Source organism: Bacteroidota bacterium, from assembly GCA_013696965.1.
Lineage (GTDB): Bacteria > Bacteroidota > Bacteroidia > JACCXN01 > JACCXN01 > JACCXN01.
On the sequence record JACCXN010000091.1, the window covers coordinates 1 to 23,888 of the forward strand.

A 23,888-nucleotide genomic window follows, 5' to 3' on the forward strand; every position below is an offset into this window, starting at 1 on the left:
AATCCCTATGGGCCACTTCATGCCTTCTCAAGTCTTCCATAATTTTTCCTTCTTCTGATGACATGCCACTATATGGTGTAGCAATAATCTGAGTATAAAAGGCCGCTTCCAATTGCTCAAGCGCATATGCATAATTAAGGACTCCTATGTCACCGCTTCCTAGGTCTACACCTTTATTTGCCCCAGGCAACTCTGGCTGATCCTTTCTACAGCCGGGAAAAAGTATGGAAGAAAAGAGTACTCCTGCACCTATGGCTGAGTATTTTAAAAACTCCCTCCTGTGATTATCTGGGATTTCTTCCAAAGCCTCACTATTTTTAGTCGTGTTTGTTTTCATAATTTAACTGGTTTATATTTGATTTTATATTAAGTTTCCCAAGGGGGTTTATGATTTTTGTTTTACTATTCTATTAAAGTTAAGACTTTATTTTTTAAATTCAAAATTCAAACTTTTAAAACAATAACCCATTCATCTTCTACACGTTATCACCTTTGCCATTGCTCATTATTTTAGAATTAATTGCTTAGTTATTTTTCCTTTTTCAGTTTCAATTTCAAGAATATAATGGCCAGCTGCAAGCCCTTGTAAATCAATATTGATAACAGCGCCAATTCCGAATGTTTTTTCCGCTTCCAAAACTACCTGGCCATTAAATGAAATGATTTTTAATTTGCCTTTTAAAGCCTCATCTGCTAAATATGTTAGGCTAAATAATCCATCAGAAGGGTTTGGAAAAACCTTGAATGCAGAGTCCAGCATTCGTAAATAATCTTCAGTGCAACGGCCCCCCCCCGTCAAACAGCGGGGCAGGCATTGCGACTTGCTAATGTTTCCCCGCTTTTCAACGGGCGCATAAGGGACTTCCACCCTCTGAAAAAAAAAGATCGCATCTTTTGATTGGTTTCGATAAATAAATTTGTATTTTTTGATTTTTTATTGACCTTTCAAATGTGTGTGCACTTGCAACATGCAGGGCACACACATTGGCTTATAGTAAAGCGGGCAGACGAGCAAGGCTTGTCTGTTTTTTCAGCAGCAGACAATTAATTTTAGGCAAGCCTCATGCAAGTTCATCACTTTTAATTTACATTTGTTCGTGCAGAAAGGAAAGTGCTGTTAATCCAGTTCTACTTTCCCTTTGCAGAAAAATAATGTCTATCTATAACAGGACAAAATGAACAATATGAAAAGAAATTTTCTAATACTATTGCTTGGACTTATGACCATAGCGACAAAAGCCCAAAATACTTATTTCCCGCCAATGACCGGTTCCGATTGGGATACCATCAGTCCTGCCTCTTTAGGTTGGTGTGAGGATAAAATAGATACACTTTATGGTTTTTTAAACCAAAGAGAAACAAAAGCTTTTATTGTTTTAAAAGATGGTAAAATTGCTCTTGAAAAATATTTCGGGACTTTTACTCAAGACAGCTTATGGCACTGGGCCTCGGCAAGTAAAAGCTTTACAGCTTTTCTTGCAGGTATAGCCCAACAGGAGGGTTATTTTTCCATAGATGATACAACTTCTGATTATTTGGATACAGGATGGACTGCCTGTGCTCCTGAAAAAGAAGAAAAAATAACCATTCGCCATCAGCTTACTATGACCACAGGATTAGACCAGGGTGTACCTGTTGAAGGCTGCACAATAGATACCTGCTTACAGTATCTGACTGACGCAGGTACAAATTGGGCATACCACAATGCACCTTATTACCTGATTCAAAAAATCATTGATACTACTACTGGAAACTTTAATGCATACGCTAATGCTAAAATCAGAAGCCAAATTGGCATGAATGGAGGCTTTTTTTCTTTTGGTGATGGCAAGATTAATTATAGCAATGCGAGGAGTATGGCTCGCTTTGGTTTGCTTGTTTTAAATAAAGGAAATTGGAATAGCAATCAAATTATGACTGATAGCGTTTATTTCAATCAGATGGTAAATGCCTCTACTTCTCTGAATCCATTTTACGGTTATTTATGGTGGTTAAATGATATGAATCCTGCCATAGCCCCTCCCGTTCCGCTTACTCAGCCTTTTTTTCCAAACGCCCCTACAGATGCAATTGTTGCACTGGGTAAAAATGGCCAGTTAATAAATATAGCCCCAAGCCAGAATTTAGTTTTTATTAGAATGGGAGAACTTCCCACAGATTTGAGCAATACTCCCGGGTCCTTTAATGACAGTATTTGGATTAAATTAAATGATATAATGTGTAACACTATATCCATTAACTATACTTCTTTTGATACTTTTAAGATGACTGTTTATCCAAATCCTGCAAATTCTATCATAAGTATAAAAACAAACCAAAAAATAGAAAGCATACGTATTTACAATATGACGGGAAACTTAGTAGCGATAGACCAAACGCCCGACCAAACACAATTTACTTTGCCAGACACTTTAACCAGTGGAATTTACTTGCTTAAAATTGACACAGAATCAGGAATTATTACACGAAAAATAATAATTGGAAAGTAGTGCAGCCACTAAACATTTTGTCCACCTGACCCAAAAATCAGAAGGCGAAGAAATTTATGGCAAAGCAACTTGAAACGCTAATATTTTCCATGCATCAAAAACCGCTGGATCAACAAAAAGAAATTCTTTAAACATAGGGATGAACTTATGGTAGAAAAATGATGTTACAATCCCATAATATCAACCATAATCTAAAATGGATGGCCTTAGGTTGATATTATTTCTAAAATTCAAAGATATCTATCATTAAAAGGGAAAGAAAATCAGTCCTCATTTAAATTTGCTAAAGCAAATTTATAATACCATTTTTGCTTTTATATTCTGTTCAGGATCCACTCTAACAGTGTTTTAGTAAAAAATGAGGATATAATAATAGATCAATGAAAAAATATAACCATGGCAACACTGGAAAAAAAATAAGTAAATCTATAATGATTGTTTTTCTTTTATTCATTTCATTAACTTTCTATGGATGTAAAAAGGAACCGGAGGAAACAAAATTTTTAATGCAAGGTACTTGGGAATTTTCCCATGCAAGAGATGAAAATGATGATTACATAAAATCTGAGATTAACTTTCCCGCTTCAGCGATACAAATAACTGAATACAATACAATAACAGGACCTCAGGGACCATTTTTAATGTACATTGCCAATGGTGATAAAAACTGGGAAGATGCAATGTTAAAATTTGAAGAAGTGTTTGATTATAAAAACTTCCAATACAATACCAGCAATCTTAATATTGAAAGTGGAACTCCTGATAGGTTTACTTTAGAACTTAAATTAAAGGCAGCAAATGCAAACGGAAGCCTTACTGATTTACTTTCAATTTTAGGTATAACTAATGAATGGCTGCAACCGGTGATATATCTAAATTTATTGATGTAAAAGTTGAATTCCCGAGGGAAAACCAAGGTAAAAATCAAAAAAACATCATGTTATGGACAGTCGATAATGCAACTACTGCTGCCTACACTTATCAAAACAGTCAGGGAGAATTTAAAACATGGCAAGGTTGGCCGGCTCATCAACTAACCAAAAGCAAATTCATTTTTTTTAAGCGCACGGAGGAAATTAATGAAATAGTAGAAGAAAAGATGTGACCAATATGAGAGGGAAGAAACTCTTAATATTCTGGCTTCTTTGAAATACATTTGACTTATAAAAAGCCAAAGCAATAGCATTTTATCCCCCAATCCATTTCAAGTTAATTAATTTTTAATTTCTTCAAAAAATCTCCCTTTCTCCTGGTTGATACCTCTATTTGAGAACCATCGATCATTTGTGCAAAGCCTCCATCAATTTTCAGAAACTTTTTTACATGTTTTAAATTAATGAGATTGGCGTGGTGAATCCTGTAAAAATTATAATTGCTGAGCACTTGTTCCAATTCTTTTAGGGGCTTAGTTGATAAAATTGAGCTTCCATTTGTCAGAAAAATCTCTGCATTGTTAGCCCTCGCTTTACAATAAATGATTTCAGCTACATTTACAAACTCGATTTCTTTATTGCCCCAAATAGCTATTCTATGATCATCTTCGGGTAGGTTTAAATTTTCAATAAAATTATTTATCCTGTTTCCGAAATTAACTGTGTTTTTTAATTTGCTTACTGCATCAATGAGTTCTTCCTTGTTAATTGGTTTTAAAAGAAAATCAATAGCCGAACTTTTTGCCGCCTGAAGTGCATAGCGTTCATGAGCTGTGGTAAATATCACTTTAAAATTAATTTTATCAAGATCTTTCAAGAGTGAAAAGGAATTACCTCCTGGCAATTCGACATCAATAAACACCACCTCCGGCGCCTCCTTTATTATAACTCTTTTTCCATCACTAATTGAATTGGCAGTACCCACAATTTCAATTTCGGGACAAAATTTTCCAATTAAAAGTTCTAATGTTTCAAGACATTGCAATTCATCTTCAATAATTACTGTTTTGAATCTTCTCATTATTCCGGTATTAATAGTTTTACAAGGGTTCCTAAAGGTCTGTTTTGTTCATCTTTTAAATCTATAATGGATAAATTTATTTTTCTTTCCGAGTAAATATTTGAGCTTATAATCCGATCATGAATTAGATTTATTCCATATGATTTAAACTTCTTCAGATCCTGATTTAATTGTTGAGACTTTTCCCTTCCTATTCCATTATCAGCAATGGTTAAGCAAACATTAGAATCTGGATTTTTTGATACAATAATCTCTAGGTTTTTATCTCCTTCTTTGTGACTTAAACCATGCCATATTGCGTTTTCTATAAATGGCTGAATTAGCATAGGAGGAATATCTATTTCAGCAACATTTATACCTGTTTGAATTTCGATTGTGTATTTAAATCCTTGTGCAAATCTAAGGGTCTCCAGTTCTATATAAAACCGTGCTGTTTCCAATTCCTGTTCCAGGGAAATTACATTTTCTGAGGAACTAGCCAGCACTGTTCTTAACAATTTTGAAAACCTTGTAATATATGCCTCAGCTGCATCATTTTTATTCTTCAAAATAAGATTTTGAACAGTTCCCAAACAGTTGAAAATAAAGTGTGGGTTTAACTGTGCACGCAAAGCTCTTAATTCTATTTCCGCCAACTTTTTTTCATATTCATATTTTCTTTTAATCTTATATCTGTAACGTTTATTCTGATATCTGAAAACATAAAAGGTAAGGCCAGCAATTATGAGAGCTATTAATACTTTAAACCACCATAAATCCCAAAAAGGAGGCATTACATAAAAGGGAAATTTTGCTGAAGAATTAAGGGCATTGGTTCCAATGGACAAAACAGCAACTTCAAATAAATACTTTCCGGGGGGTAAATGGGAAAACTGAAGTGAACTGTTGTTTGTTGTTCTCCATTTTGAATTTAATCCCAGAAGTCTATATAGATATTTTGTATTGTTGGGATCAATATAAGTGAGTGCTTCGAATTCGATTTCAATAAAATTTTCCTTATAACTTAATTCCAATGGAATTTCACCTGGAATATACGTGGAATCAACGGTAAATATTTTTTTTATAAATATGGGCGCAACAATTTTTTTTTTAAAAAGCTCCTGTGGGTTATGATAAGAAAGGCCTTCATTTGTGGCAACCCATAACTTATCATTGCAAAAAGCAATAGAGTTTATTTCATTATCAATTAATCCATGCCTTTTGGTAAAACTATTAACGGTGTATTTTCCCTTCTCAATAACTATTCGGCTTAATCCCCTGTTTGTTCCCACCCAAACATTTCCGTCATTATCAATTGCAAGCGATTTGCAAATACTGCTCTGCAGACCTGTTGAGATTTTTATATTTTTAATATCTCCGTTTTTCCATATGCCTAATCCCGCGCCTTTTGTTGCCAGACAAACACTTCCATCTTTTAGTATTAAAATATCATCAATGCGATTTTTAAAAAAAGGGTGTTTATTTCCCAGATAAATTAAGCTATCCTTTTCATATTTCCATAGTCCATCGAGTGAACCAATAAATATTTCATTGTTTATACCCGTTTTCAACACCAGTGGTCTTTTAACCAACCGAATTGTGTCGCAAATTTTCAATTCCGAACTACAAATTTTATATAAACAACCGTGCGAGCTCATCCATATATCACCATGATTATCCTCTGTTACGCCAGTCCATGAGAAGCTTCCGAAAGGATTTTTTATTATTTTTTTCGATTCTGGATTGTAAATAAAGGAGTTTAAAGATATACCAAACCAAACATTGGTTTTAGAATCTACAAATATTGATGTTGCCGTATTGCCTACTTTATTGGGTAAAAAATTTATTTCTTCAAAATAGTTCTGTTTAGCCCCGAATCCTCCCACTTCTGTTGCTACTCCAAAAATCAGGGAATCCTTGAAAGATGCTATTTTTACATTTTTCAAAGGCTTATCATTTTCAGAAATATTTGAAATCTGAGATTCTGAAATATAATAAACTCCTTGTTCGAGTGTTGAAAACCAATAACCTCCTTCATTATCTTGGAAAACCATTGTTACGGACTTCCCCTTTAAAAATTGCTTTACAAACTTAGAATTTACATGATTTCCTTCATACAAATAAACCCCATTAAGAAAAGTACCGAACCAACACCTGTCTTTTTTATCAGTATAAACACTAATAGGTTCGTATGGTAATGTTCCTTGATCTAGTTCTCCAGATTCCAGATTAAAAAAAATGCGCTTATTGAAATTATAAAACACCCCTTGTTTTTTGGAATCTATTGCAAAACCCATATTGGACCTGGTGAAATTAGTGTTAGGCAATTCTTTACTAATCACTTTTCCTTTCCAATCAATGTTGAATTTTATTTGCGTTGTATCAAAATCAGCTCCAAGTCTCCTGCCACAAATAAAAGAATTTTCAATTTCCTTTATGTAATACCCTTGTGGAGTATACATTATCTTACAATCAAAAATTTTACTTTTCAGATTTAGTTTAAACAGGTTATGGTTTGTACCGAGCCAGATATTATCAAGACTATCAATAACTATGTGTTTTAAAAACTGGTTCTGAATAAATAGGCTAAGTTCTCCATTTGGAAATATCTTTTTTATTTCACCTTTTTCATAATAGGATAAATTGCCCGAATAACTTAGAAACCAAATCCTGCCCTTTTTATCTTCATATAAATTAAAAATGGTATTGTCAGCCAGGCCATCTGAGGTTGTATAATTTTCAAACTGATGGCCATTGTATTTACTTACTCCGGCATCTCCTGCAATCCAAATATATCCTTTTGAATCCTGTAACACAGCATAGGTTTCAGAACTGGGCAGGCCATTTCTTACACTGAAATTCCTGTAATTAAGTTCTTGGGCATACAATCCCCCATTGTACAAGACATGGAATGATAATAACAATATTAAACTTAATCTGGACAATAAAATACGGAATTTGGTCGACAAAAGTAATCTTTAATTGCACTTATTCTAATTTTTGCAGCACTTGTGAATCAAACATTGGCAGTTATGCTTTTTTTAATCTTTCTGAAAGTTATACAGATACTTTTGTTTTCAGTACAATCGAGAACTTATTTAAGATATTCTTGCACGGACAATAATAAATTGTGTAAAAAATGTGCATTCTTCTAAAATTCCGACTCGTTGTTTTTTTGTTACACAAATTCAAGTTAAAAAGCAACAATGAACACCAATTTCCTGGCATTATTAATATCTAAAACAGAAAAATAATTATCGATTTTAAGCAAAGAATCTAAAAATATTATTTTCAATAATTGATTTAATAGTGAAGGGAATTATTGTCATAAAGTAGGATTAGGTCCAATTTTAATAAATGAATTTGTTAGAAAAACTGTATTAAAAAAAGGTTTAAACCACATTTATAATAGGTATATTATATTTTACTCTTCCAAATAATTAAAAGTCAAAAATGCACTACGAGAATTACACTAACTTATTATCTTGGTTTTTAGATGGACGAATTTAAAAAAGAGATGGACGAATTTAAAAAAGAAATTATAACGTACATTAAAGAAAATGTTAAAACTTTGGAAGAAGAACATTTAATTAAATTACCAATCGTGCAACTGGTAATTATAAAAACAGGAATCGAATTAGAAATAGAATTGAAAAATATAAAGTAGGGTTAATCAAGCTTTATATATTTTTGTACTTTACTTTATCTAACTAACTGCTTCTGAAAATCCATTGATTGCAAATTTTTGTCATTACTTCCATAAAACCTTCCTCTTGTATAAATAAGCATAAGTTATTTAAGTATTTTAAGGGCTGTTTTTAAAATAATTTTAATATCTGTAATTAAACCTGGAGAATTTATGTATTTAAGGTTTAAAGAAAGCTTTTCGGGCATTATTTTATTGATGTAATATTCATCCGGATTTTCTACCGCTGCTAGAAGCTCATTTTCATTTGAAAATTCAATGGAAGCATAATCAGTAATCCCTGGCTTTACTAAGAGTACACGTAACTGATCCTGAGAATATAAATCAACATATTTCCTTACTTCCGGCCTGGGGCCTACCAGGCTCATTTGGCCTAAAAACACATTTAATAACTGGGGAAACTCATCTAACTTATATTTTCTCAGCCAATATCCAGCATTAGTTATTCTACTGTCTTTTGCTCCTACTGTTAAAAGTCCCTTTTTATCCGCTCCAGTAGACATTGTCCGAAATTTGAATAATTTAAAATCCTTACCGTTTTTACCCACTCTTGTCTGTAAATAAAAGATCCCTCCTTTTGAATCAAAAACAATCCAGAGAGAAATAATGAGGAATGCAGGCAAAAGAAAAATCAAGCCTAACAAAGATAAAACAATATCAAATAATCTTTTTTGCATTGCTTAAGCCTCAACTATTTCCATAACAGATTCAACAGCTCCTATAACCGCATTGATAACAGTATTTATATTATCATCTGACAAATCATAATAAACAGGTAAAGAAATTTCTCTTGAGTAATTGTTCAGGGAAACAGGGTAATTACTCATGTCATAGCCGAGGGAGGCATAAAAACTCATTTTGGGAACAGGAATAAAGTGAACGTTCACAGAAACATCTTTATCAAATATTTTTTGAATAATTAAATCCCGTTGTTCCTCTGAAACACCTTTTATTCGAAGTGGAAAAAGATGAAAGCTGGAAGTTTTTTCATTTGTTTGAAAAACCGGAAGCTCAGCCCAACTATGCATAGCTAGCTTTGCAGCATATTTATTAAATATTTGCTTTCGTTTTACTAGCGTGTCATCTTTATACCTATCTATTTCAATGAGCCCAATAGCAGCACAAATATCAGTCATGTTGCATTTATAACCGGCAGTAACAACATCATAGCGCCAGTTTCCTTTTTGGGTTTTGGCAAGGGCATCCTTGTTTTGTCCGTGAAGGGAAACAATACATAACTCCTTGTAAATTTCTTCATTATCAAATGGAGCTGGGAAGTTTAAGGCAATTGCACCTCCTTCTGCAGTGGTAAGGTTTTTAACAGCATGAAATGAAAAAGCAGAAACATCGGTTAAATTTCCAGCTACTTTTCCCTTATAAATAGCACCAAAGGAATGGGCAGCATCGGAAAGAACCATAATTCTACCTAATTTCTGTTGATTTTCACCTTTTGGAGCAAATATTTTTTGGATTTCATTCTCTTGAACAAGTTGATTTATTTGTTCATAATCACAAGGTAATCCGGCAAAATCAACAGGCATAATTACTTTTGTTTTTTCATTGATGGCTTGTCTTATCTCATTAACAGAAATATTAAAATCATCTTTATTTACATCCACAAATACAGGTTTAGCACCACAATGAATTACAACGTTTGCAGTAGCGCAATAAGTGTATGCAGGAAGAATAACCTCATCACCCTCTCCTACTCCATACCATCTGAGCATTAATTCAAGCCCTGCCGTTGCTGAATTAAGGGCAACTGTAGCTTTATGACCACAATATGCAGTTATGGATTTTTCAAACTGCTTGGTTCTTGGCCCGGTAGTAATCCAACCTGATTTAAGGGCGGCTGTTACTTCGTCAATTATTTTCTGGTCAATTCTTGGAGGCGAGAATGGGATCATTGTTACTTTGATTTAGGGAAAAAATGAAAATGCTGTTAAAGAAAGTGAAAAATATAACTCCAGCTTGCCTTTCAAGCATAGATTCGAATAAAAAATTAACGGCTACAAAAATAATAAATGCGCCATAAAGAATAAATTGATTTTTGTACGAAAAATAAAATGGAAAAATAAAACATAAAATAAGCACAGAAAATCCAAAGATCCCTAATGCAATAAAAGTATTCAAATATTGATTGTGAGAATTCAGCTTATGCTCATATTCAGTAGTCATTTCCATTTCTTTATACTTCTCAAGCATTTTATCTTTGGCATCACCAGTTCCAACACCTATCCAAAAATTGTTTTTTATAATTTCAATGGCAGCTTTCCATACTAATATTCTGCTACCTGTTCCATCAGTGCTTGTTTTTACTATTTCATTCTCACTGTTTCTTCCCTTTAATGCATCTGTTATTACAGATAATTGGGGTATCCTTACTGTAAAAAGTGGAGTGAAATAAATATTTAATGTAAAAAACAAACCAATTAAAAATCCAAACATCAAAACAACATGCTTAATTCCCTTTTTTTTAAGCAGGTTTCTTGAAAAATAAACCAAAAATAAAAGTAAACCAATCCAGCCGGCTTTAGAACTTAATAAAAGAATAAATACAATTAATAGAACAATTAATGCATACCAATTCCAATTTAATTTCAAGGCATTTGTGTTTACTAAATGAAATAGTGCTGCCAATGCAAAAACACTATACATTGCAATATAACTGGGATGAAAGAACACAGATAATTGTTCATAATAAAAATAACTTGCTCCCAAATCATAAGGAACTCCATATAAATCAACATAAACTGGTTTTAAAAAACGGTAAGCAGCCCAGGCAAAACAAGCAAAAGCATTTACAGCGCAACCATATATAAAAAATTTCAAATACCTATTCATGTTGTTCTTAAATGTATTAGAATAGGGAGAAAAAATAAGCGGAAATGCTAAAAAGGACAATTTAGTTTCAATTGTTTCGAACCCAAACTGCAAATTATCTGAGTAAAGCATACCTATGAGATATAAAACAAAAAACAAAACCATCATTAATAAGGGAATGTTTTGTATGTTATGTTTAAAACCTTGGATAATTAATTTAGGATTGCTTAACCAATTAATAGCTAATAAAATTACAACGGGAACAACGATATAGGGATTAGCAGGGATTAAAAAAGCCAATAATCCTGTAAGAAACAGATGTGTTTTTTCATTGAATTTTGGAGAAATCATTTTCAATGGCCTATTGCCTGGCTGGCAGGAATAAATGATTTATCATAATAATTTTCAAAACTTACTCCTTCCAGAAGTAATTTTTTATCTATGTTTTTGGTATCACCTACAATTTTTCCAGGATTGCCTACTATAACAGAATAGTCTGGAAAGTTACCTCTTACAATACTACCTGCGCCAATAATGCATCCTTTTCCAATTGTTGTTCCAGCCAATATTACACAAGAAGTCCCAATAAAAGTATAGGCGCCAATTTCAACTGGTCCGCTTATATATCCGGGTCTATCATTGGCAGGAACCTCAATGTATTTTTCTCCTAGCAATCGAATGGAATTCTCACTACTGTGTGTATAAATACAGGAATGAGATGCTATGTGAACTCCTTGCCCGATATTAATTCCCCCAATTCCATCAAGCAAACAAAAGTGCCCAATCCAAACATTATTATTTATGCTGATATTACCTTTATTGATGAGTTTAACAGAGGAGCTGATACGGGTTTTATTGAAGAACTTTTTTTCCTTAGTATTAAAAAAACCATAGACCATAAACGGTTTTTTAAAAAAAGCCAATGCATTTAAAACTAATGAAATAAAAATACCAAGAGGTGATAAATAAATCTTCCTAAACATGTTTCAAATTTATTTTATTGCAAATATACTTATAATAAAGCTTAGCATTTTCGGGAGTATAATTAAAAGAGGCTTTGCGAGAATTGTCTTTAAATCTGATTAAATCATCCTTATTCAAAGAAAGGTGAAGAACAAAGTTTGCAATTGCCTGGGGATTATTTCCGTTGAATATTTCACCACATTTATGCATAGCTATTAAAGTCCCCAATTCAGAATCAGCTGAGGCAAGGGCTAAAATTGCAGAACCTGCTGCCAGCATATAATATGTTTTACTAGGAACTGAAATATTTTCTGCCCCCTGGCTAAGGGTTACTACTCCAATATCAGCACAGCCTAAAGAAAAAGGCAGCACTTCTTTTTCCTGGTAGGGTAAAAGCAAAACATTTTCTAGTTTTTTTTCTTTAACAATCTGGCTTATTTTGACTTTTTTTACTCCATCGCCAATTATTACAAAGTGAATATTGGCATTGTTTTTTAAAATTTCAGCTGAATCAATTATTGATTCAATGTTATGGGTTAAACCTAAATTACCTGAATACATTATTACCAATTTTTCAGTTAATTTATGCTCTATGGCAAAAGGATTATCTTTTTTTGGAATAGGTTTTAGAAAATCAGATTTTACCCAGTTTGGAATAATAACTATTTCCTTTTTTGTGTATTTTTGAATAGCATCAGCTATATGTTGCCCTAGTGTAAAAATGGTTTCCGCATTATTAAAACACTTTATATTCATATTTTTCCATATCCTGATCAATAGGGAAGATTCTTTCGATACGCCAAAATTCACCAATACATCCGGGTAAAGATCCCATATTACCAAATGATATTTTTGATTTCGTATTTTTTTAAAAAAAAGACCGATAAAAACAATAAAAGGTGGTGTTGTAACCAAAATCAATTCATTTTTCCTGCTTGAAAAAAGTACGTAAAAAAAAGAATAAACTGTAAAAACTGACCAGGTAAACAAACGCTTGAAGCTGGAAGTACTGTTGTATTTTATTAAAGAAGTAAGTTTTACCTTTTGATCTAAAGCATCGTAATTGCTTTCTACAACGCCAGTTATTAAATGTACATCTGCCCCTTGCCGGGAAAAATTATTTACAATGTCAATTGATAATTGTCTGGTAACCTGAACAATATATATGTATTTTGCCGAACTCATATATTTACTATCAATAGCACTAAATTATTTATCCGCATTATTTGCAATCAGTTTTTTTGTATTAAAAACATTGTAGCGGTAAACCATTTTTATTAAATATTTAATTTTGTTTTTTAATCCTTTGCTTTTAATTAAAGCAAACTCTTGTAATGGTATGTTAAAACCAGGATCCATCAGTTTAACAACATTTTCATTGTCGCTCAACTCTTTAATATAAGGAACATACAGATTGTTAACTACAGGCATTGTAGGATGCCTCCAGCCCAGATCAACGATATCGTTTTTAAAAAAACGAACATGGTGAAAATGGTAAAAAACAGCTTCAAATTTTGAATTATCTTTCTTATGAATAAAGGTAATAATATTTGCTTTTCTTGAAACAAACGGGTATTGCTCAACATTCCATGATGCCAGGCCTCCGCCTAGATGTTGCAACACATGAACTCCTTTAAATCGTGTTGTCCAGTCATCCAAGTATTTCTGATCTCCGAATTTTCCATCTTCATATCTATCGTAACACCATTCAATACAAGCATTGCTCCACCATCTTAGGGCTTCCATGCCATATTCATCATTCAAAAAAGTAATAAACTGTACACAGTAAATTCCTGAAGTGGAAATTCTGTTAAACTTAGGTGGATAACGGTGTTCTGTTATCAATATAGAATTATTCCCCATTTCTTGAATTAAAATTTTGGGGTCCTGATAAAAATAAAGATCAGCATCAAGGTATGTACAGTGCGATACATTATACTTTTCAATAACATATAGAATTGTTGAAGAAGTACATGTCCAGCAGTATTCTGCTTTTGTTCTTGTAGGTTTTACTGCAAGTAATCTGTCATTTTCAAAATCTGCAAGAGGAATAATTGTTGCCTTTTCAAGTTTTAATTTGTTTAAAATATTAAAACTATTATCATCAAAAGCGAAAATATATAAATGAAAATCACCACATGATTTTTCCAATGATCTATACATTGTTAAACCACGCGTGAGGTAAAAAGAATCGAATAATGTACAGAAATTAAGCATGGATGTTATGTATAATATAAGTCAGAAACAAAATAATGGTTTTTTTTACTAAAATACTTAATGCAACATTTCTATAACAATTTAGCTTTCCAATCTTTAATACTAAATTGGCATCTTTTGTTTTTTAAAATCACCTTTTGAAAAAAACTTTTCTATAAAACAATAAAGAAGAATAAAAAAATATCTGCTTCCCATTTCCTTAATTTTAAGTTTTGACTGACCATATTTTCTGTTAGTCCAGGAATTTGCCATAATTTCATAAGAATAACCTCTAATAATCGCCTTAAGGGGTAATTCAACTGTTAAATTAAAATGAGGAGACAAAATAGGTTTAATCCCCAGAATAACTTCTTTTTTATAAAGTTTAAATGCATTTGTGGTATCATTGTAACTAATATTCATAACAATACCAATAATTCTATTCGCTATCCGATTAATTATTTTTTTTACTAAAGGATAATCAATAACCTTTCCCCCCCTGCTCCATCTGGTGCCAAAAACACAATCCACATCTTTCTCTAACATGGTGGTGTAAAATTTAATCAAATCATATGGAGAATCAGATAAGTCAGCCATCATTATAGCAACACAATCTCCATTAAACCTTTCTAAGCCATATTTGATTGCATTTCCAAAACCGTTAGGTCCAGGATTGGTAAAATACTTAACAGTTAATGGATACTTAAAGCATAATTCTTCCAATTTTTTTTCCGTGCAGTCTTTTGAATTATCATTTACAATTAAGATTTCGTGATCAATTTTGATATTAATTAAAGCTGCTTCAATAGCATCAATTGTTTCTGTAATTGATTCTTCTTCATTATAAGCTGGAATAATAATACTTAACTTCATTGAATTAATTTTTATATAATAATTAAAAATACTTATGATCTAAATTTTCAATTGTAGATGAACCGTTAATTTCTTCTAACAATTTATTGATGTTAGAAGAAAAATTTAATATTTTTTCTTCAGAATCAATAATTTCAATAATTACTTGCGAATTAAGAGACGAATCTAAAGTATTACCGGCTTTTGTAACAGAATTAGTTTCAAAATTCTCAACATTTTTACGAATGAAAATCTTATCAATTTTATGTTCATTGGCAATATTAATAATCATTTCCAACAAAGGTTTATTATTATATTTATCTGTTTCTTTAATAAAAATCTGAAGTAATTTACTTTTTAACTCCATTCTCATATTCACGTAAAATTCTGAATAGAACAATGGATATAAACTAAACAATATTAAGTATCCTAAAACATAAAAAGCATCGTGGTTTTCATTGTAAGACGAGCCTTCAAGCGAAAAAAAATGAAAACTACCTGCAATTATTGAATACCAACCTAATATTCTTGCAAAATGAGGATTCACAAAACCAAAAACGACAATGGAAACAATAATTCCGATATTCATTCTATCTAAGCTACCAGCCAAAAGTAAAATGTCAACAAACAGAACTAACAAAAACAATGACATTGCTACAATATTTATTTTTTTATATATAAATTGAAAACTCCACAATAAAATAGCTGCATAAACAAGAATATTTTTAAATACTAGCCATTTTACAGGAAATAAATTTTTAGCAAAAATCCAAACTGATGCATGCGAAGGATCTACTCCGATGTTAGAATCCATTCTTGTTAACATCATATAAAGCACATTAGGTAAAAATGGAATGAACCAAATAATCGAAAAAAACAAGGTTAATAATGAAAAATAACAACCTTTAATTATTAAAGGACGATTAATTTTGAAAATGTTTCCGGGCTCTTCTAATAGAAAAAAGAGACAAACCGGAAAAACAAATACTCCCAAACCTTTATATGCAATTGAACATCCCATAAAAATAGCACTCAAAAATATTTTTTTATCTTTTGCAAAATAAATTGCAAGCAACATAAATAATATTTGCAGTCCTTTATCTTCAGGTAATATAGTACCCCAAAATAAAAGCGTTGGAGAAAGAGCACCAATTCCTAACATAAGAATCATATTTAACAATGATTTTTTAAGGTGCCAAAACTTAAGTAAAAAAAGTACAATTAAAGATGATAGTATAGAATCGAAAAATGCAAAAACAATTCGATAAGCAACCGGATCTCCATTGAATATTTTTTCAATTGCGCCAAAAAACAATAAAGAAAGGGGCAAATTACCACTTGAATAAAAATCCCACACCTCCTGTGATTGAGAAACATATTCAACAAAAGCTACATCATCCAGTCGCAATAAATTACGTAACTCCTTTCCATCATTAAAATCGTATGGATTAATTCCGTGACTTATTAGCTGGCCGCCATCTCTGTATATACTCAGATCAATAAAGTTGTTTTGTTCAGGAAATGAGTATATAAAATGCAATCTGATCAAAAATGCAGCAATAAAGGTAAATAAGAGGAAAACTTTCCTATTAGAATATAATTGTCGAACTATCAGCATAATTATTTAAAAAATTCAATAATTTTATCAATTAATAAATCAACTTTTTTTCCTTTTTTATTTGAACCCAATTTTAAAAAAAATCAAGATGATCTGCTAAAATATATTACTGTTTCAAAAATTCCTCCGTGATTTTCATTCTTTTTAAATTCATAGAATTGATTTTTATTTAATAATTCTTTAAACTTATTAATTATGCTTTTATCAGGATCCATATTACCTTTATTTATTTGCAGCTGTATTTGTTGAATATTATTTAACAAATTATCCGAAAATAATCCAAGCAAGCTATAATATTCATTCATATCAAGATTAACTTTTAATCCAATCAAATTTTCAGAAAGATTCTTTTGTCTTATAAAACCTTCAAGACTGGCAACATTTTTAACAATAGGATTACTTTCATTAAACAAAACAAATTCAAACTTTTTCCTTTGTAAAAAATGTTTAATATTATAATAAAATTTATTTAATTTTTCCTTTTCATCAGCTATTTCAACTATCATAATTTTGTCAAAAGCCAGATCGACTGCGTTGCTTTTATAAATTTCAGAATTAGTTATCAATTTATTCACTTCCTTATGAATGGTTATCTCATTGAATTTTCCTTTTTTTGCCATCTCGGCAATCACTTCATGTAATGGGAAGCCCTTATATTTATCAGATTCTCTAATAAAAATCCGAAATAACTTTTCTTTAAGATTAGATTGTATCCATTTATAAAATCCAGAATAAAATAAGGGATATGAACTGAATAATAAAAGATAAGATAAAGCATACATCGCATCGTGCTCTTCATTATAAACAGAAGGATCAGCAAACAAAAGCAAACTTCCAGCAATAATTGAATACCATCCGAGTATTTGTGCAAAATGAGAATTCACAAGCCCGAAAGCAATTATAGAAATTATAATTCCAATATTCATTTCAGCAAGATCATAGTGCAACGGCAAAATAGCTGAGCCAAGAATCAGAACAAAAATTGACATCATCATAATATCAATTTTTTTATAAATAAATTGATAAGACCAAATTAGTGCAATACAAACAATTATCAGATCTTTTAAAATAATCCAAGAGTTTGGAAATAATTGTTTCATAAAAATCCATATTGATGCATGTTCCGGTTCTGTGACATGGTTTGAAACTAATCCTGATTGGATAATATACATAACATCCGGATAAAAAGGAACAAACCAAATGCAAGAAATTAATAAGGTTAGTATAGTATATTTGTACCCTTGGATAAGATCATGCCTGTCAGTCCTAAAAATATTGTTCGGAGTATTGATAATTAAATAAAAGCAAATTGGAAAAATAAACATTCCGACTTTCATGAATGCGATGGAACATCCAAGAAAAATTGCACTATTAATCCATTTTTTACCTCTTGCAAAATAAATAGCTAAGATCATTAATAATATTCCAAGCCCTGCATCAGCAGGAATAATAGTTCCCCACAACAAGAGTGTTGGAGAAAAGACACCCATCCCTAATATTAAAAGGAGGTTTAAAAATGTCTGTTTTATTAGCCAAAATTGCAATAGAAACAGCACGATGAGTGCTGATAATATAGCATCAACAAATGCAAAAATAATTCTATAAGATTCTAAATCTCCGGTTGTTATTTTACTTATTACACTATAGTAGATTAAGGTAAGAGGAGATCTTTTTGTGACATGAAAGTTCCATTTTTCAATATATCCATCAATTATAGCGTTATAAGAACTAAGATCAAGACGAATTTTGTCTCGCATTTCACTTCCTTCATTATAATTATATGGGTTTATTCTATATTTTACAAGCTGTCCGCCATCGATATTAAAATTCAGATCAATTGATCTTGTTTCACTTACAGGAGTATCTAAATAAAATAGTCTAACAGAGAAAGCAACAATAAATGAGAAAATAACAAGAAATAATTTTTTTCTTTTCAAAAACGAATTTAATAATTTATTCATAATTATTATTTTAAATCTTGATATCCATCTTCCATAATGCAATGAGAATTATGGAAAGTTATAATACAAAATATAAACTAAGCTGTTCCTGGTCGCATTTTTAATCTTTTTTCAAAAAATTTTTTGGTGAAGTTTTACAAGAAAATATCACTTCATCAAAATCACCGTAGCCATGTTTAATTTTCTTACATTCAAAAAAATAATTCTTGTTTAACAATTCGTTAATTTGACTGAATTTAATCCTATTAAAATACATGTCATCATTATGATTTTCCAGTTGAATATACTTAATTTTGGCTTCTGACTTATCTAAAAAAAGTCCTTCCAAACAATAATATTCATGCCCTTCTGTGTCAATTTTTAAAACATCTATATTTTCATTGAATCCGCACATCTTAATAAATTCAGACAAAGTGGTTACATTTACTGAATAACTCTTTGTAATAATTGCATCTTTATCAACACCTAATATTTTAGCTTTTTTCTTCAGGTATTCCGAATTCATGTTTAGTTCTTCAAACGAGGAAGTATAATCCAGTACATTTTCAAAAAACAACTTATCACCTACTTTATCTGATATTCCAAAATTGAAAATTTTAATATTTGCATTACCAGAATATTTTTTAACTAGTAATGAAAAAAGTTCGGGATTTGGTTCAATAGCATAAATCTTACATTCTGGATTTATTGTCAAAAAGAAATCAATACTTTGCCCCTTATTTGCACCAACATCTATTACAATATTTATTTTTTCACTCTTTTTATAGAAATCCCTCATTAGCCTTTCGAAAAATAATTTTTCGTTTAAATCAATGAGTATTTTTATCAACCCAATTCTTACATCTTTAAATTTCATTTTATTTTTTATTTTACTCGCTGCTGCATGTTGTTGAACATTTCTATTAAGGTTGTTTCTAAATTAAACTTGTAATTCCAATTCGGATAGTGTTCTTTAAATTTAGTTACATCGCTAATATACCAAATATGATCCCCAATGCGATTTTCATTGGCATAACTATATTTCATTTTATTCCCACTGATTTTTTCACACAACTCAATACCCTCTAACATACTGCAATTTGAAAATCTTCCTCCTCCAGCATTATAAACCTCTCCCGCTCTTGGATTTTGATAAAATTCCAAAAACATACTTACTAAGTCATAACTATGTATATTATCTCTTACCTGTTTACCTTCATATCCAAAAATAGTATAATGGTTTTCGGATATAGCGCATTTCATGAGATAAGACAAAAAGCCATGTAATTGTGCACCTGAATGGTTAGGGCCTGTCAAGCATCCTCCTCTGAAAACACCAGTTTTTATTCCAAAGTATTTACCGTACTCTTGCACCATTATATCAGCAGCAACCTTGCTTGCCCCAAAAACAGAGTGTTTTGTATTGTCAATGCTCATATTTTCATCAATTCCATGCTTAAAATAAATGTGATCCTGCGCTATTTCCCATCTTTTATCTAATTCAATTAAGGGTAAATAATTGGGAGTATCACCGTAAACTTTATTTGTTGATGTAAATATAAAAACTGCATCAGGACAATTTATTCTGCACAATTCCAGCATATTAAGTGTTCCCGTGGCATTCACCCCAAAATCAGTAAGAGGTTCTTTTGCTGCCCAATCATGACTTGGTTGAGCAGCAGTATGAATAATAAGTTTAATCTCATTACTATATTCTTTAAATATTTTTTCCAATGATATATAATCACGTATATCAATATTATGTGTAATGAAATTTGAAAATTTTTCCTTTAATCTCAATTTATTCCACTCTGTGGAACTTTCTGTTCCGAAAAAATAAGAACGAAGATTATTGTCAATTCCAATAATTAAGTCGAATTTATTCGCAAAAAACTCAACTGATTCTCCACCAATGAGGCCAGAAGAGCCGGTAATTAAAGCTATCTTCATTGTTAATTTAGTATTTTTTTTAAGTTTGTTTCATTCGCATTAATCCATTCAAAAACGTCTATTAAAATTTCTTTTGCCGATATTTCAGGTTTCCATCCTGAAACAGAAGTTATTTTTGAATTGTCAGTTATATATAATGGAATATCAGCGATTCTATTTTCTGCTATACTTTTGATCTTAATATTATTTCCTGTTATTTCTTCACACAAAGATGTTAATTCTCTCAAGGACACGCTAATGTTTTCACCTCCTCCAACATTATAAATTTCTTTATTATATTTATCAATGTCATTCATTTGAATTTTAATTAACTTATATAAATCTGAAACATGAATAATATCGCGCAGTTGTTTACCTTCTCCACCAAATCCGATATAGGATAATTCCTTTTTCCAATAATGTTTTGCCAGCCAAAGCACCACTACTCCCTGGTCAATTTTACCCATTTGCCATGGCCCCGTTATAACACCACACCGATTAATAACAGATTTGAGTCCATAAAATTCAGCATACTCCTGAATAAACTGTTCCGAAGATAATTTGCTTGTACCATAAAAGGATCTAAATCCATTTATTGGAAACTTTTCATTAATGCCATTTTTTGAAACCCCAGGAATATTTTGATTGTTTAATATATTAAATCTCGTTTCTCCGTTTTCATATAAAATCTCATTAAGACTTGATACTGGATAAATTCTACTGGTTGATAAAAAAATAAAATTTGCTTTATGTTTGACGGCAAAATTTAAACAGTTTATTGTTCCTAGTAAATTAGTATTAATTACATAGTCAGTTGTTGAATTAATTCCAGATAATACGGAAGGTTCCGCTGCAGCCTCAATCAAAGTCGAAATTTCACCTATTTCATTAAAATCCTCTTTATTTCGGATATCTCCATGCATAAACTCAACACCTATTTCCCTGAGCCTTGAAATATTTAATTCAGAACCCATTCTTTTAAGATTGTCAAAAGCAATTATTCGAGTATCCGGATAATCTCTTTTAAAATTAATGGCAAGGTTAGATCCAACAAAGCCGCACCCTCCTGTTATTAAAATAGTCTTCATATTTGTGTATTTAAGCTATGGATATTGCAAAATTAGTTCAAACTAAAACTTATTCATTACTTCCACTACTTTTTGAACATCTTCTTTACTATGAAAAAATGATATGGGCAAACTTAATGTTGTATTATGGATCTCTTCACTAATCGGAAATTTTTGCTCAGCAAACAGATTCTTCAATGCCACCTGGTTATTAGGAGAAACAGGATAATGAATTTCAGTTTTAATATTATTTTCCAATAAATATTCTTTCAATTCATTGCGCCTGGAATGCCGTATGCAGAAAATATGGTATACATCAAAATAATCCGTATGAACCACAGGTTTAATAAAATCCGATTTCAATTCATTTAAATAAATCGAGGCTAGTTGTCGCTTATGCTCGTTTATTTCATTCAGGCGTTTTAATTTAACTGAAAGAAAAGCAGCCTGAACTTCATCCAAACGAGAATTATAACCAACCAACTCGTTGTAATACTTCTTATCTGAGCCATAATTTCTCAATCTCCGTATAATTCCGGCTAATTTATTATCATTACAAACGATAGCACCTGCATCACCAAGAGCTCCTAAATTTTTTGTTGGATAAAAACTGAAAGCTCCAAATTCACCGAACGTACCGGTATGTTTATTTTTATATGTTGCACCATGAGATTGTGCACAATCTTCAATCAGCTTAAGGTCATATTTTTTACACAAAGCAATAATAGGATCCATATCGCATGATTTGCCATACAAATGAACTACAACAATTGCTTTTGTTTTTTTTGTAATACTTGCCTCTATTTTTGTTGGATCTATGTTATAAGTTTCAATAGAAGGCTCAACAAGCACAGGTTTCATATTGTTTTGCAGAACACTTATTATCGTTGCAATATAGGTGTTGGAGGGTACTATTATTTCACTCTGAGGTTCAAAATTAAATGCGGCAATGGACAGTGTAATAGCATCAAGGCCAGAGGCAACACCAATGCAATTTGAAATTGAATTATAGGCGGCAAATTCCTGTTCGAATTTTTTTACATTTTCGCCCAAAACATACCAGCCAGAATTTAATACAGTTGCAAAACTCGAAGCAAATTCCTTATGGAATGATGCGTTTAGCAATGCCAGGCTTTCATATTCAATCATTGTACTTGTCATATATATAATCGTTTTGTTCGAAATATTCTGATGCCAGAACCATTAGTATTGCATCAGCTGAAAAACTATGCATTTGATGCCAATCCTCTGGCTGAAGAATTAAACATTTATCCGGAGAGTCCAGCAAAAATTCTTCTTTCTTTTCATTATTATCGTTAAAAATGGTGCAGCTACCTTTAATGCAAACGGCAGCTTGTATTGTCTTTACATGGCGGTGGCCACCTCGTATTGACTCATCAACTCCATAAATGTAAAAAATACGTTTTATATCAAAAGGAATAACCCTTTCAATTACTGTAAGATTACCACGTTTATCTGTAAAAGTCTTTAAGTTTAATACAAAGGCCATAGAAAGAAAATGTTTAAAATTGTATGAATTTTATTCTCCTTTAAACTTCATTTTTAATTTTAAAAAAGAAAGTTTTAAATTCTGCATTGTTAATGTTTATTGTCTCTTCCGATTTATTGTCAAATATCAGATCATAATATTTTAAAAAATAATTCAAAAGCTTCTGCTCATTTAAAATCCAACATGCATATTTTGCCTGGTAGATATTTTTGGGAACAGTTTGAATTGTAATCCTGTCATTACCTTTAACAAGTAAAGGGGCACGGTTAATTACAATAAATTCTATTTTTTTTGAAACCAAATAATCAATAAACTCATAAGGTTTTTCTAAATATTGCAAAACGGATGAAAGTAATAAAACATCAATCTTATAACTAGCCATACAGTTTTCAACATCATAAAAAAAATGCAGTTGATCATCTGCAAAGGTTTTTTGACCCTCCTTAACAAAATGGGCTTGTTCAACTATGCACCAATTAAAATCAATACTGCCTTTAAAAAAATTTCTATTTTGATAATAACTGCTGCCTAATGAGCCACCAAAATCTAACACATTAATTTTGTTTTTATTTTTATTTTTTAAGGCAACATAAGATAAAGCGGATAAAAGGGGGAAGGAGTAATGAATTTTATCAAAAATAACTGAATCTCTCTCAAAAACTGCTTCGCCATTTTTCACTTTTAATAATGCATTTTTTACCTTAGTAAATATAATGTCAGTATCATAACCAGAGGATTTATCCTTTGCTTCTTTCCATGAGGAAAAATTGCCTGTCCATCCATAAAATAAACCTGTAATCTTTTTTAAAAAAAATGGTGGGATGAAATCCTTTAACATTGAGCTTTTTATTTAATCCTTTTTA

At 31.2% G+C, this 23,888-nt stretch carries 23 protein-coding genes; 4 read left to right on the forward strand and 19 right to left on the reverse strand.

Going from position 1 to position 23,888, the window contains the following annotated elements; all coding sequences use genetic code 11:
• On the reverse strand, positions 1-337 hold a 337-nt coding region (locus tag H0V01_12880; GenBank protein MBA2584269.1), incomplete at its 3' end, for a ferritin-like domain-containing protein.
• A gap of 168 nt (positions 338-505) precedes the next feature.
• Positions 506-760: a T9SS type A sorting domain-containing protein gene (locus tag H0V01_12885; GenBank protein ID MBA2584270.1), complete on the reverse strand. Its 255-nt coding sequence runs from the start codon at positions 758-760 to the stop codon at positions 506-508.
• Between the two features lie 424 nt (positions 761-1,184).
• On the opposite strand from H0V01_12885, the gene H0V01_12890 reads away from it, so the two are divergent.
• The 3 genes from H0V01_12890 (at position 1,185) to H0V01_12900 (ending at position 3,594) form a co-directional block, all read left to right on the forward strand.
• Positions 1,185-2,489, forward strand: a complete 1,305-nt coding sequence (locus H0V01_12890) for a serine hydrolase (GenBank protein ID MBA2584271.1) — start codon at positions 1,185-1,187, stop codon at positions 2,487-2,489.
• 380 nt (positions 2,490-2,869) lie between these two features.
• A complete protein-coding gene (locus tag H0V01_12895; protein MBA2584272.1) occupies positions 2,870-3,379 on the forward strand; it encodes a hypothetical protein in 510 nt (169 codons plus the stop codon).
• A 47-nt stretch (positions 3,380-3,426) separates the two neighbouring features.
• Positions 3,427-3,594 carry a hypothetical protein gene (locus tag H0V01_12900; protein MBA2584273.1) on the forward strand — a complete coding sequence of 56 codons (168 nt, stop codon included), beginning with the start codon at positions 3,427-3,429 and terminating at the stop codon, positions 3,592-3,594.
• 104 nt (positions 3,595-3,698) lie between these two features.
• On the opposite strand, the gene H0V01_12905 is transcribed toward H0V01_12900, so the two are convergent.
• On the reverse strand, positions 3,699-4,442 hold the full coding sequence (locus tag H0V01_12905; GenBank protein ID MBA2584274.1) for a response regulator transcription factor: 744 nt from the start codon (positions 4,440-4,442) through the stop codon (positions 3,699-3,701).
• Positions 4,442-7,345 (reverse strand): histidine kinase, encoded by a 2,904-nt coding sequence (locus H0V01_12910; protein MBA2584275.1) that lies wholly within the window; start codon positions 7,343-7,345, stop codon positions 4,442-4,444. Before H0V01_12910 ends, H0V01_12905 begins: the two co-directional genes overlap by 1 nt.
• A gap of 572 nt (positions 7,346-7,917) precedes the next feature.
• On the opposite strand from H0V01_12910, the gene H0V01_12915 reads away from it, so the two are divergent.
• Complete coding sequence (locus tag H0V01_12915; protein MBA2584276.1) at positions 7,918-8,088, forward strand: hypothetical protein; 171 nt, start codon at positions 7,918-7,920, stop codon at positions 8,086-8,088.
• 125 nt (positions 8,089-8,213) lie between these two features.
• Here H0V01_12915 and H0V01_12920 read toward each other — a convergent pair whose 3' ends face one another.
• The 15 genes from H0V01_12920 to H0V01_12990 all read right to left on the reverse strand — a co-directional run bounded on the left by H0V01_12920 (position 8,214) and on the right by H0V01_12990 (position 23,863).
• Positions 8,214-8,804, reverse strand: coding sequence for a sugar transferase (locus H0V01_12920; GenBank protein ID MBA2584277.1), 591 nt, complete (start codon positions 8,802-8,804; stop codon positions 8,214-8,216).
• 3 nt (positions 8,805-8,807) lie between these two features.
• A complete protein-coding gene (locus H0V01_12925) occupies positions 8,808-10,034 on the reverse strand; it encodes a DegT/DnrJ/EryC1/StrS aminotransferase family protein (protein MBA2584278.1) in 1,227 nt (408 codons plus the stop codon).
• A complete protein-coding gene (locus H0V01_12930; GenBank protein ID MBA2584279.1) occupies positions 10,006-11,301 on the reverse strand; it encodes an O-antigen ligase family protein in 1,296 nt (431 codons plus the stop codon). Before H0V01_12930 ends, H0V01_12925 begins: the two co-directional genes overlap by 29 nt.
• A gap of 2 nt (positions 11,302-11,303) precedes the next feature.
• Positions 11,304-11,849: an acyltransferase gene (locus H0V01_12935; protein MBA2584280.1), complete on the reverse strand. Its 546-nt coding sequence runs from the start codon at positions 11,847-11,849 to the stop codon at positions 11,304-11,306.
• Between the two features lie 76 nt (positions 11,850-11,925).
• Complete coding sequence (locus H0V01_12940; GenBank protein MBA2584281.1) at positions 11,926-13,098, reverse strand: glycosyltransferase family 4 protein; 1,173 nt, start codon at positions 13,096-13,098, stop codon at positions 11,926-11,928.
• A 24-nt stretch (positions 13,099-13,122) separates the two neighbouring features.
• Positions 13,123-14,130: a glycosyl transferase gene (locus tag H0V01_12945; protein ID MBA2584282.1), complete on the reverse strand. Its 1,008-nt coding sequence runs from the start codon at positions 14,128-14,130 to the stop codon at positions 13,123-13,125.
• Between the two features lie 102 nt (positions 14,131-14,232).
• A complete protein-coding gene (locus H0V01_12950; protein ID MBA2584283.1) occupies positions 14,233-14,982 on the reverse strand; it encodes a glycosyltransferase family 2 protein in 750 nt (249 codons plus the stop codon).
• Positions 14,983-15,004: 22 nt separating this feature from the next.
• Positions 15,005-16,501, reverse strand: coding sequence for a DUF190 domain-containing protein (locus H0V01_12955; GenBank protein ID MBA2584284.1), 1,497 nt, complete (start codon positions 16,499-16,501; stop codon positions 15,005-15,007).
• A gap of 161 nt (positions 16,502-16,662) precedes the next feature.
• On the reverse strand, positions 16,663-18,540 hold the full coding sequence (locus H0V01_12960; protein ID MBA2584285.1) for a DUF190 domain-containing protein: 1,878 nt from the start codon (positions 18,538-18,540) through the stop codon (positions 16,663-16,665).
• 100 nt (positions 18,541-18,640) lie between these two features.
• Entirely contained in the window at positions 18,641-19,396 is a 756-nt protein-coding gene (locus H0V01_12965; GenBank protein ID MBA2584286.1) for an FkbM family methyltransferase, read from the reverse strand.
• A gap of 8 nt (positions 19,397-19,404) precedes the next feature.
• A complete protein-coding gene (locus H0V01_12970; protein MBA2584287.1) occupies positions 19,405-20,469 on the reverse strand; it encodes an NAD-dependent epimerase/dehydratase family protein in 1,065 nt (354 codons plus the stop codon).
• A gap of 2 nt (positions 20,470-20,471) precedes the next feature.
• Positions 20,472-21,536, reverse strand: a complete 1,065-nt coding sequence (locus tag H0V01_12975) for an NAD-dependent epimerase/dehydratase family protein (protein ID MBA2584288.1) — start codon at positions 21,534-21,536, stop codon at positions 20,472-20,474.
• Between the two features lie 42 nt (positions 21,537-21,578).
• Complete coding sequence (locus tag H0V01_12980; GenBank protein MBA2584289.1) at positions 21,579-22,664, reverse strand: DegT/DnrJ/EryC1/StrS family aminotransferase; 1,086 nt, start codon at positions 22,662-22,664, stop codon at positions 21,579-21,581.
• Positions 22,657-23,025 carry an FdtA/QdtA family cupin domain-containing protein gene (locus tag H0V01_12985; GenBank protein MBA2584290.1) on the reverse strand — a complete coding sequence of 123 codons (369 nt, stop codon included), beginning with the start codon at positions 23,023-23,025 and terminating at the stop codon, positions 22,657-22,659. The genes H0V01_12980 and H0V01_12985 overlap by 8 nt, the downstream gene beginning before the upstream one ends.
• Positions 23,026-23,065: 40 nt before the next feature.
• Positions 23,066-23,863, reverse strand: a complete 798-nt coding sequence (locus H0V01_12990) for a methyltransferase, TIGR04325 family (protein MBA2584291.1) — start codon at positions 23,861-23,863, stop codon at positions 23,066-23,068.
• Positions 23,864-23,888: the final 25 nt, after the last annotated feature.

Excerpts from the sequence above, each read along its gene's own strand:
- H0V01_12970 (MBA2584287.1), bottom strand. The coding sequence starts at position 20,469 with ATGAAGATAGCTTTAATTACCGGCTCTTCTGGCCTCATTGGTGGAGAA.
- H0V01_12975 (MBA2584288.1), bottom strand. The coding sequence starts at position 21,536 with ATGAAGACTATTTTAATAACAGGAGGGTGCGGCTTTGTTGGATCTAAC.
- H0V01_12915 (MBA2584276.1), top strand. The coding sequence starts at position 7,918 with ATGGACGAATTTAAAAAAGAGATGGACGAATTTAAAAAAGAAATTATA.
- H0V01_12905 (MBA2584274.1), bottom strand. The coding sequence starts at position 4,442 with ATGAGAAGATTCAAAACAGTAATTATTGAAGATGAATTGCAATGTCTT.
- H0V01_12950 (MBA2584283.1), bottom strand. The coding sequence starts at position 14,982 with ATGAAGTTAAGTATTATTATTCCAGCTTATAATGAAGAAGAATCAATT.
- H0V01_12920 (MBA2584277.1), bottom strand. The coding sequence starts at position 8,804 with ATGCAAAAAAGATTATTTGATATTGTTTTATCTTTGTTAGGCTTGATT.
- H0V01_12895 (MBA2584272.1), top strand. The coding sequence starts at position 2,870 with ATGAAAAAATATAACCATGGCAACACTGGAAAAAAAATAAGTAAATCT.
- H0V01_12885 (MBA2584270.1), bottom strand. The coding sequence starts at position 760 with ATGCTGGACTCTGCATTCAAGGTTTTTCCAAACCCTTCTGATGGATTA.
- H0V01_12900 (MBA2584273.1), top strand. The coding sequence starts at position 3,427 with ATGTTATGGACAGTCGATAATGCAACTACTGCTGCCTACACTTATCAA.
- H0V01_12890 (MBA2584271.1), top strand. The coding sequence starts at position 1,185 with ATGAAAAGAAATTTTCTAATACTATTGCTTGGACTTATGACCATAGCG.
- H0V01_12960 (MBA2584285.1), bottom strand. The coding sequence starts at position 18,540 with ATGAATAAATTATTAAATTCGTTTTTGAAAAGAAAAAAATTATTTCTT.
- H0V01_12935 (MBA2584280.1), bottom strand. The coding sequence starts at position 11,849 with ATGGTCTATGGTTTTTTTAATACTAAGGAAAAAAAGTTCTTCAATAAA.
- H0V01_12930 (MBA2584279.1), bottom strand. The coding sequence starts at position 11,301 with ATGATTTCTCCAAAATTCAATGAAAAAACACATCTGTTTCTTACAGGA.
- H0V01_12980 (MBA2584289.1), bottom strand. The coding sequence starts at position 22,664 with ATGATTGAATATGAAAGCCTGGCATTGCTAAACGCATCATTCCATAAG.
- H0V01_12985 (MBA2584290.1), bottom strand. The coding sequence starts at position 23,025 with ATGGCCTTTGTATTAAACTTAAAGACTTTTACAGATAAACGTGGTAAT.
- H0V01_12990 (MBA2584291.1), bottom strand. The coding sequence starts at position 23,863 with ATGTTAAAGGATTTCATCCCACCATTTTTTTTAAAAAAGATTACAGGT.
- H0V01_12940 (MBA2584281.1), bottom strand. The coding sequence starts at position 13,098 with ATGAGTTCGGCAAAATACATATATATTGTTCAGGTTACCAGACAATTA.
- H0V01_12965 (MBA2584286.1), bottom strand. The coding sequence starts at position 19,396 with ATGAAATTTAAAGATGTAAGAATTGGGTTGATAAAAATACTCATTGAT.
- H0V01_12945 (MBA2584282.1), bottom strand. The coding sequence starts at position 14,130 with ATGCTTAATTTCTGTACATTATTCGATTCTTTTTACCTCACGCGTGGT.
- H0V01_12925 (MBA2584278.1), bottom strand. The coding sequence starts at position 10,034 with ATGATCCCATTCTCGCCTCCAAGAATTGACCAGAAAATAATTGACGAA.